Origin of the sequence: Streptomyces sp. NPDC097619, assembly GCF_040302735.1 — a bacterium.
GTDB lineage: Bacteria > Actinomycetota > Actinomycetes > Streptomycetales > Streptomycetaceae > Streptomyces.
The window spans coordinates 1-7,641 of sequence record NZ_JBEOSD010000246.1 but is presented as its reverse complement, the minus strand read 5'-3'; the positions used below and the strand labels follow the sequence as shown (position 1 = coordinate 7,641).

General features: G+C 73.8%; 3 protein-coding genes and 1 pseudogene. All 4 read left to right on the top strand.

Annotation, left to right across the window (positions count from 1 at the left end; translation table 11 throughout):
- Positions 1 to 353: 353 nt before the first annotated feature.
- The gene (locus ABTZ17_RS35290; protein ID WP_502994973.1) at positions 354 to 1,553 is read left to right on the top strand and encodes an LCP family protein; all 1,200 of its coding nucleotides are present in this window, start codon (positions 354 to 356) and stop codon (positions 1,551 to 1,553) included.
- A 218-nt stretch (positions 1,554 to 1,771) separates the two neighbouring features.
- On the top strand, positions 1,772 to 3,532 hold the full coding sequence (locus ABTZ17_RS35285) for an LCP family protein (protein ID WP_352199899.1): 1,761 nt from the start codon (positions 1,772 to 1,774) through the stop codon (positions 3,530 to 3,532).
- 198 nt (positions 3,533 to 3,730) lie between these two features.
- The gene (locus tag ABTZ17_RS35280; protein WP_502994974.1) at positions 3,731 to 5,593 is read left to right on the top strand and encodes an LCP family protein; all 1,863 of its coding nucleotides are present in this window, start codon (positions 3,731 to 3,733) and stop codon (positions 5,591 to 5,593) included.
- Positions 5,594 to 5,792: 199 nt separating this feature from the next.
- Positions 5,793 to 7,641, top strand: a pseudogene (locus ABTZ17_RS35275) (hypothetical protein); the annotation flags it as partial.

Here is a 7,641-nt window from a genome sequence, read left to right as displayed (position 1 = left end):
CCGGACCCCGTTTCGGGGGCTCCGCCCCCGGACCCCCGCGCCTCAATCGCCGGCGAGGCTGAGATGTGTCCCCCGGTGGGGCTGGGATGTGCATCCGTCGGTGTTCGGCTGCCCCTCGCGGGGCGAGATCCGAGCCGCGGCGGCGATGGGGGCGATCGGTGAGCCGCACCCCGCCCCGACCTCATCCTCCGGGATCCCTGGGGTCACCCACACCGCTCAACTGGGGCGATGCGGAATTTGTCACCCACATGGCGGAGCACGGGACCGTTCCCGAGGGCCGGGCGTGGCGGTGCGGCGGATGATCGACGGAGGTCGCGGCGGTATCCGGCGGCCGGTGTCGAGGCCGTGAGGGGATGGACTCAGCCGTGACGGATCAGCCGGGCGTGCCGCAGGCGGGGCTGCCGGGGCCCGGGGCCGAGCCCCCGGCCCCGCGGCGCCGGCGCAGGCTGTTGCGGTGGATCGGGCTCGGGCTGGCGTTCCTGGTGCTGCTGGGCGCGGGGCTCGGCTGGTGGCTGTACCGGAAGCTCGACGGGAACATCAAGGCGGACACCACGGCCGCCGACGAGCTGGAGCGGTACGAGCAGGAGCGACCCGCCCTCACGGTGCGCGGGGCGCAGAACATCCTGCTGATCGGCTCGGACTCGCGGGCCGGGACCGCCAACAGCCAGTACGGGCGGGGTCAGGGGCAGCGGTCGGACACCACGATCCTGTTGCACCTGGCGGCCGACCGGAAGAGCGCGACGGCGGTGTCGATACCGCGGGACCTGGTGACGGACATCCCCTCCTGCCGGGCCACCGACGGCAGCCGGACCCCGGCGCAGACCGCGCAGTTCAACTGGGCCTTCCAGTTCGGGGGTGCGGCCTGCACGATCCGGACGGTCGAGAAGATGACCGGGATCCGGATCGACCACCACATGGTGGTGGACTTCCAGGGCTTCAAGAAGATGATCGACGCGGTGGGCGGGGTGGAGGTCTGCCTGAAGCAGCCCATCGACGACACCGAGGCGAAGCTGAAGCTTCCGGCGGGCCGCCAGACGCTCCTCGGAGAGCAGGCGCTGGGCTTCGTACGGGCCCGGCAGTCGCTGGGCAACGGCAGCGACACCGACCGCATGGGCCGCCAGCAGCAGTTCCTGGCCTCCCTGGTCGAGAAGGTGCAGAGCAACGGGGTGCTGCTCAACCCGGCGCGGCTCTACCCGCTGCTGGACGCCGCCACCTCGGCGGTCACCACCGACCCCGACCTGGCCTCCTTGAGGGGTTTGTACGATTTCGTCCGGAGCGTGCGGGACATCCCCGCGGACGAGGTGCGGTTCCTGACGGCGCCGCGCCGCCCCTTTCCGGGCAATCCGAACCGGGACCAGCTGCTCGAACCCGATGCCGCACGGCTGTTCCAGCAGCTGCGCATGGACCGGCCGGTGACGGTGGTGCGGGCCTCCGGGGACACCGAGGAGAGCGGGGCCGCGGAGACCCCCGGCACCTCGGGAACGACCCCGGCCACCCCCGCTCCGGTGCCCACTTTCACGGGGACGACCGGCGGTGAGGTGACCTGCCGGTAAAGCAATCGAAAAAGGGAAGCGTCCCACTGAGTGGGATGCGAATTTTGCCCGGTTATAAGGGGAGTGGAGTTTGTCACCAGCATGGTTTGAAGCGGAACCAGGCGGATAAGGTGAGCGATCCGGTGCCCCGGTCCGACCAGACCGTGCACTGCCGGATCGATGACCGAGCGCCTGGGGGGAGGCGCTTCGTGTGGCACCGACGGAGGACTCAGACAACCGTGGATGCGCAAGGCCGTGGGCGGGCGGATGAAATCGACCCCGCAGACCAGTGGGTCCTCAACCCCAGCACCGGCAACTACGAACTGCGACTGGACCACTCCGCTGGGCAGCGGCCGACCCCTGCGGCGGCCCCGAGAACCGCGGCCCGCGAGGCCGTGACCCGTACCCGCAGAGCGGCCCCCGCAGCGGGTGCGGCCACCGAGGCACCCGGCCGGAGCCCGCGCACCGCTCCCGGCGTCCCCGGACCCCGGCGCGGGGACACCCCGCCGCCCGGCGGCCGACGCGGGGCCCGCAAGCGCAAGGGCGGCAAGCCCCCCGGCAAACGCGGGCTGAAGATCGCGGGCGGCGCCGCCGCCTTCGTGGTGGTGACCGCCTCCGTGGGCGCCTACCTGTACTTCGAGCACCTCAACGGCAACCTCAAGACCACGGACGTGCTCGGCGCGGGCAGCGGCGGCTTCAAGAAGGACCAGGCCATCAACATCCTGATCCTCGGCACCGACAAGCGGACCGGCGACGGCAACGACGGCTACGGCGACAAGAACAGCGACGGGCACGCCGACACCACGATCCTGTTCCACGTCTCCAAGGACCGGACGAACGCCACCGCGCTGTCCATCCCCCGCGACCTGATCACCGACATCCCGGACTGCCCCACCAAGCAGGAGGACGGCAGCACCAAGGTGATCCCCGGCCAGACCGGGGTGCGGTTCAACACCAGCCTGGGGCAGTCGGGCCGCGACCCGGGCTGCACCATGCGCACCGTCCAACAGCTCACCGGCGTGCCGGTCGACCACTTCATGATGGCCGACTTCAACGCCGTGAAGACCCTCAGCACCGCCGTCGGCGGCGTGCCCGTCTGCGTGGACAAGGACGTGGACGACAAGAAGTCCAAGCTGAAGCTGACCAAGGGCGACCACCGCCTGGAGGGCGAGCAGGCCCTCGCCTTCGTCCGCACCCGGCACGCCTTCGGCAACGAGAGCGACCTGGACCGGATCAAGACCCAGCAGGCCTTCCTGTCCTCGATGATCCGCGAGATGACCTCCAAGGGCACGCTGACCAGCCCGAAGAAGCTCTTCTCCCTCGCGGAGGCGGGCACCAAGGCGCTGTCCGTGGACACCGGGATAGGGAGCATCACGAAGCTGGTGGGACTCGGGCAGGAGCTCAAGGGCGTCAACCCGAAGAACATCACCTTCACCACCCTGCCGGTGGACGACAACCCGGCGGAACGGATCAAGGCCACGGTCGTCGTCAACCAGGCCAAGGCCCAGCCCCTCCTCCAGATGATCCAGTCGGACACCTCGCTCACCGAGGTGAAGCAGCAGGAGAAGGCCGCCAAGGACGCCAAGGAGGCCGCCCAGGAGGCGCTGCTCCAGGGCGACCGGGCCCCCGCCTCCGAGATCCGCGTGAACCTGTACAACGGCGGCGGTCCGCAGGGTTCGGCCTCGACCACCCTGCGCTGGCTCCAGGTGGACAAGGGCGTCGGCAAGTCCAGCAACCTCGGGAACGCCCCCGAGAAGCTGAAGAAGACCAGCCTGGCCTACGCTCCCGACCAGGCCGCCCAGGCCAGGGCCCTCGCGGACCTGATGGGCCTGCCCGCGGAGGCCCTGAAGCCGGGCACCCAGGACGCGGCCCCCGGGACACCGATGACGCTGACCCTGGGCGCGGACTTCAAGGGGCCGGGGATCTCGCTCACGGCACCCACCGAGGCGCCGGCCGACATCCAGCGCGTCGAGGCCGACAAGAAGGTCTGCGCGAAGTAGGAACCACCGCACCGCGAACAGCAGTCGGCGGTCGAAGAGCAGGAACCGCCGCACTGCACACGGCAGTCGGCGGCCGGAAGCAGGAACCGCCGCGCCGTACGGGGCCGTCGGCGGGCGAGGACGGCCCGCGACCGCGGCGACCGCGAACACTTCCTGACGCGTCAGGATGATCTAGGGGGAACGGTGAGGCAGAGCAGCATGCGGGGGGAGGGCGCGCCCACGGGGGCGGGCGGCGGTGCCGCGGAGGACCACGGCACCGACGGCACGGCCGAGGGCCCGGACGGCTCCGGCGACACGGCCGGGGACTCCGAGGGCATAGCCGACGGCCCCGCCGGCATAGCCGGGGCGGGCACCGCGGGCTCCCCCGCGACGTCCGACCGGACCCGCCGCTCCCGCCGGGGCCCCCGGGCCCCGCGCGGCCCCCGCGGCCCGGGCCGGACCGGCCCCCGCGAGGGCACCGCCGCCCCGCGCCGCCGCCGGGGGCGCTGGCTCCGCCGGATCTCCACCGCCCTCGCCGTCCTGGTGCTGATCACCTCCGGGGCCGGGTACCTCTACTACCGGCACCTCAGCGACGCCATCCAGACCGACGCCCTGGACCTGGGCGACAACAAGCTGGCCGCGGCCCGCCCCAACGCCTTCGGCCAGACCCCGCTGAACATCCTGCTCATCGGCTCCGACGCCCGGGACGACCAGGCCAACCAGGACCTGGGCGGCGCCCGCGAGACCTTCGGCGGCACGCCCCTCGCCGACGTGCAGATGCTGCTCCACCTCTCCGCGGACCGCAGCAACATGTCCGTGATCAGCATGCCGCGCGACACCCTGCTGAAGATGCCCAAGTGCACCGACACCGACGGCAAGGTGTACGAGGCCACCCGGACCTACCGGCTCACCAACGAGTCCCTCGGGCGCGGCGGCCCCGGCTGCACGGTGGCCACCTGGCAGGCGCTGACCGGCATCCCCGTCGACCACTTCATGATGATCGACTTCAAGGGCGTGGTCGCCATGGCCGACGCCATAGGCGGGGTCCCGGTCTGCGTCACCGACAACGTCTTCTCCCGGGACAGCAAGGGCCACGGCTCCGGCCTCAAGCTGACCAAGGGCGAGAACGTCATCCAGGGCGTCCAGGCCCTCCAATGGCTGCGCACCCGCTACGGGTTCGAGGACGGCACCGACCTGGCCCGCACCCACGCGCAGCACATGTACATGAACTCGATGGCCCGGCAGTTCCGGAAGAACGCCAACCTCGCCAACCCGCTCAAGCTGCACGCCCTCGCCGAGGCCGCCACCCGGGCCATGGTCGTGGACACCGGGCTCGACGGCATCGACAAGCTCTTCGACCTGAGCATGGAGCTCAAGAAGGTCCCGCCGGCCCGCATCACCATGACCACGATGCCCTGGGTCTACAGCAACCGGCTCGCGGGCAAGGTGGAGCCCAAGGAGGGCGACGCCCAGAAGCTCTTCGCGATGGTCCGCGACGACGTCCCCCTCGACGGCAAGCCCTCCGGGAAGGCCGCCTCCGCTTCCGCCTCCCCCGCGCCGTCCCCGTCCACCGCACCGACGGGCGCCGCGACCACGGCCCCCGGCCCGAACGTGGCCGCGGACCGGCTGCCCGTGATGGTCCGCAACGCCACCGGCGGCACCAAGGGCGCCGAGGAGGCCCAGGGCCGCGGCACCGAAGTGGCCGGGATGCTGCGGACGAAGGGCTTCACCCGGGCCGTCCCCGACACCCAGGACGCCGCCGAGGACACCACCGTGATCCGCTACGCCGGGCTGGACCAGGCCGCGGGCGCCCAGGCCGTGGCCAACGCCCTGGGACTGCCCGCCACGGCCGTCCAGCGCTCCACCGACGTCTCCGGGATCACCCTGTTCGTGGGCGCCGACTGGCGCACCGGGGACCACCCCGGAGCCCCGGACACCCCCCCCTCCCCCGGCGGTTCGGCGGGCACCGCGAGCCCCGGCACCGGCACCCCCGCCACCGGCTTCGCCCCCGACTCGGCGCGCCCCCTCAACGGCGACGACACCGCCGCGTGCATGGAGGTCCAGCAGGGCTTCACCTGGTGACCGCACCGCCCACAAGCGGAACCGGTCCCCCCGTACAACCCGGGGCCGGGCTCGGTCGTCCAACCCGGTGAACGAAGGCGAGCCGGACCCCCACGGGTCCGGCTCGCCCCGTTCGCGCACCACCGGCCCCGGCCCACAGGCCGACGGCCGTCAGTGCGAGCGCCCCGCGCGCTCCACGGGGGGAAAGGACCCGCATCCCATGCACCGACACGCCCGCTCAGGGAACCGGCTCGCCGCCGCCGCGACGGCCGGCGCGCTGCTCGTCTCCGGCGTCGCCCTCACACCGCTGCTCACCACCGGAACCGCCGTCGCGGCCCCGCTCCCGGCCTGGCAGAAGCCCGCCGACGTGGGCCCCACCGGCCTCTTCGGCACCTTCCGCGCCGCCACCGCCTCCGACGGGACCGGCGTCGCCGCCTGGTGGCAGACCCTCGGCACCGGCCACACCCTGCACGTGGCCACCCGCCCCCCGGGCAACGACCGGTGGGGACCAGCCCGGAAACTGGCCACCGTCCCCCAGGCGGGCTCCGACACGCTGCTGCGCCTGGTCCCCGGCGCGGACGGGCGGGTCACCGCCCTATGGGTCGAGTACCCCTCCGACCGCGGCGACGGCGCCACCGGCCCGGCCCGGCTGAGGTCCGCCGTCCTCGCCGGCGGGACCTGGTCCGCGCCCGCCGAGGTACTGCCCGCCGCGGCCGGGCGGGCGCTCGGCGCCGTCGAACTCGCCACGGGCCCGCACGGCACCGCGACCGCCGTCTGGTCCTCCCGCCCCGTCGCGGGCGGGGACTGGCGGATCAGCGTGGCCGACCGGGCGGCGGACGGCACCTGGTCCGCCCCCGTGACCGTCGCCTCCGACGGCCCGACCGGCACCGTCAGCGGGGCCGACCTCGCCGTGGACGGCCGGGGCGAGGCCACCGTGGCCCTGCTGCGGACCAGTGCCCCGGCGACGGCCGAGCGGCAGGCCCTCGCGGCCGTGGAGACGGTCACCCGCCCCACCCCGAGCGCCGCCTGGGGCGCGCCGGAGGCCCGGACCGCGCAGCAGGCCACGACGCGCGCGCCCCGGATCGCCGCCGGGCCCTCCGGCCTGCTGGCCCTGACCTGGACGACCGGCCAGGAGGACGACGACGCCACCACGGCGGTCTGGGGCTCACTCCGCCCCGCCGGCAGCGCGACCTGGGGCAAGGCCCTCCCCGTGCCGCTCTCCGGCTCCGAGGGGCAGGTGCCCGCCCCCGAGCCCCTCATCGCCCCGGACGGCGACGTGACCGTGGTCTGGCGCGACTGGCGCGACGCCGGCGATCACGTCGACTCCGGTCACCGCACCTCCACCCTCAGGTCCGGTGCCACCGCCTGGACCGACAAGAAGACCCTCCACGGCGGGGGCGGGGACGAGGGCGTCGCCGACGCCTCCATCGGACCCGACGGCACCGTGCACGTGGTCTGGGAGGAGTGGACCGAGGTCCTCCCGTCCTCCTGGAACAACGCCGTGGTCCACGCCGCCCGCACCTCCGCCGACGACACGTGGTCCGAGCCGAGGCCGGTACCGGGGGCGAGCGACATCGGGGTGGTGCCCGTGGTCGGCGCCGGACCCGCCGGCTCCGCCACCCTCCTCTACTCCGAGGACCACGGCGAGGAGTACCGCACCCTCCGCGCCGTCCGCGCCGACGGCGAGGCCGGGCTCCGGATCGGCTCCTCGGCCGTGCCCTCGACCGCCCCGCTCGCGGGCAGCGACGGCAGGAAGACGGTGTGGGCCCCGGTCTGGAAGCTCACCCGGCCCGCCGCGCACTGGGCGGTGACCCTGACGGACCGTGCCGGGAAGACCGTCACCACCCTCAAGGGCGGCGCCGGCTCCACCATCGCCGCCGCCTGGAAGGGCCGCACCGCTGACGGCGGACTCCCCGCCAACGGCCCGCTGACCTGGACCCTCACCGGCACGGGCAGCCAGGCCCCCGCACCCGTCGCCCTGGGTTCGGGCACGGTCACCGTGACCGGCGGCGCCGCCGTCCGCCGCGACCTCGGCTCCCGCACCGGCACCCCGGACGGCACCGGCGACC

What these genes read in the sequence shown, in the direction of transcription:
- ABTZ17_RS35290 (WP_502994973.1), top strand. Translation starts at nt 354, where the DNA reads ATGGACTCAGCCGTGACGGATCAGCCGGGCGTGCCGCAGGCGGGGCTG.
- ABTZ17_RS35280 (WP_502994974.1), top strand. Translation starts at nt 3,731, where the DNA reads ATGCGGGGGGAGGGCGCGCCCACGGGGGCGGGCGGCGGTGCCGCGGAG.